We start from the raw sequence: 2053 nt of genomic DNA, 5'->3' as shown, positions 1-2053 counted from the left end.
AATAACGCTTTCATCCTTATTATATTATCTAACGAACTATTTTTATAGGGAAATATTAATATATTGTAAAATTGTTATAATTTTAAGGATATTTTATTAATAAAATTTATAAAATATTAACATTACATAAAGTTACTAAAGAGAATTCTGCAATTATGTTGTGTGTCTTTTGGAGATAAAAAAAGCGAACCAATGAAACCTATTAAATAAATTAGATTTCATTGATCCGCCTCTAATAAATAAGACTATAATATAGATTGATAATGAACTTTAACCTTCATTTGTATTATAAATGAGTGTAACGAAGTCTTGAATTATTGACGTAAGATGTCTATCATTGCGATATAACAATGAGATATAACTAGGTGATGGCCCGTCAGGTAGTGTTTTACCAATAATACTTGGATGATGGAAGAGGGCGCTTTTACTAACAAGACTTAAATAATTTGAATCTTTGATTGTCGTTAAAATGCTGCTAATGCTATTAGATTCCATATGTATATCTAGATTTACGAAATTATTTTTACGCCATTCATCAATACTTTCTCGTGTTGAACCGCTACTATGAATAATAAAACGATACTTTTGCACATCTTCTAAAGAAATTTGTTCTTTTTGTGCAAGTGGATGGCGTTTATCCATAGCTAGGACGAGTGGATTTTCTTGTAGACGTTTGGCTTGTAGTTCATCTTCATTAAACCCTTTTTCAGAAATGATAGCGATATCTACTTTTCTATTTTTAACTTTTTCAATGATACAAGGTGCTGTATCAACCGTAAGTGCGATGTCGATATCAGGATGATCGTACATGTAGTTTTTAAAAGCAGATGGTAAAATACTGTAAATTGGGGCATGACTTGCGCCAATACGCAATGTTCCACGTTTCGATTGTTTAAAGTCTTCCATCATATCGGTTGTTTCTTGAATTAAATTTAACATTTTATTGGCGTTGCGATATAACAATTCCCCAGCTTCTGTTAAATTAAAATGTTTACCTTTTTTAAAATATAAAGGCAAACCAAATTCTTTGTTCAAATTCTTTAAATGAAATGTCACAGTTGGCTGAGTTATCCCAAGTTTTTCAGCTACTGCATTTTCATTTTGTGCCTCGACAAAGTGTTTAAAAATGAGCATTTGTTTCGTGTTCATAAATTTAGTCCCCAAAATATATAAATTTTTTCTATACTACTTATAATAGTAAAGTGTTAATTTTGAGAAGACGTTAATATTTTGTTTAAAGTTAGTTAAACTGTGGTTTTTATAATAAATGTAAATGTATAAAAGGTTGAGATGTAAGGAGAGATTGGAATGGCTGAAAGGATACTTGTGGTTTCTGATATTCATGGACATCGGAAGGCCCTTGTAACTCTCTTAAGAGCAGTAAAATATAATTATAGAAAGGATCAACTTGTGTTGATGGGGGATTATGTTAATAATGGCCCTGATTCATTTGGTACGCTTAAGCTAGTGAAACGTTTGAAACGTAAAGGTGCACTTGCTTTGGCGGGTAACCATGAGATGCGTTGGTTAGCGAGTAAAGATAAGAAGATTAAACGCTGGCATAAATTTTTAAATAGTTTATCAACCGTCGAATTGATAGATGATTATATATTTGCGCATGCAGGTATTGATACAAACAAACCGTTAAGCAAGCAAATTAAAGAATATACAACTGGCTATTATAACCATGAGTTAAATCGTAATGTACCTAAGCATAAGTTTTTAATCCACGGTCATGTGCCGAATTATCGTTTTGGTTTGAAAAATGATGAACTTTATAAAAAGAAAAATATTTTAGATATCGATACTGGCGCAGGACACGACAAGTACTTATCATTAATTGATTTAACGAATTCATATCAATATTCTGTAAAAGTGACAGATAATAAGAAAGTGAATAGTAGACGTATCAAATTGTAAATTTTTGTATATCAAAAATATAGGTATATTTCCTTAATTTTCAAAAATAAGAAGTATAAGTTTACAATTAATTGTTATATAATGTAGGGGAATATTAATGATAAAGGGTGACATGAGTGAAGAAGAATACGCA

Annotated in this window: 2 protein-coding genes; one reads left to right on the top strand and one right to left on the bottom strand. The window is 30.2% G+C overall.

Annotation, left to right across the window (positions count from 1 at the left end):
* Positions 1–270 precede the first annotated feature (270 nt).
* Complete coding sequence (locus CD127_RS11270) at positions 271–1149, bottom strand: LysR family transcriptional regulator (protein ID WP_103366783.1); 879 nt, start codon at positions 1147–1149, stop codon at positions 271–273.
* A 159-nt stretch (positions 1150–1308) separates the two neighbouring features.
* Here CD127_RS11270 and CD127_RS11265 point away from each other — a divergent pair, with 159 nt between their 5' ends.
* Positions 1309–1920: a metallophosphoesterase gene (locus CD127_RS11265; RefSeq protein WP_103366782.1), complete on the top strand. Its 612-nt coding sequence runs from the start codon at positions 1309–1311 to the stop codon at positions 1918–1920.
* Positions 1921–2053: the final 133 nt, after the last annotated feature.

Source organism: Staphylococcus petrasii, from assembly GCF_002902565.1.
Classification (GTDB): Bacteria; Bacillota; Bacilli; order Staphylococcales; family Staphylococcaceae; genus Staphylococcus; species Staphylococcus petrasii.
Note: the sequence above shows the minus strand (reverse complement) of the source record. Positions and strands in the feature narration are given on the sequence as shown.

What these genes read in the sequence shown, in the direction of transcription:
- CD127_RS11270 (WP_103366783.1), bottom strand. Translation starts at nt 1,149, where the DNA reads ATGAACACGAAACAAATGCTCATTTTTAAACACTTTGTCGAGGCACAA.
- CD127_RS11265 (WP_103366782.1), top strand. Translation starts at nt 1,309, where the DNA reads ATGGCTGAAAGGATACTTGTGGTTTCTGATATTCATGGACATCGGAAG.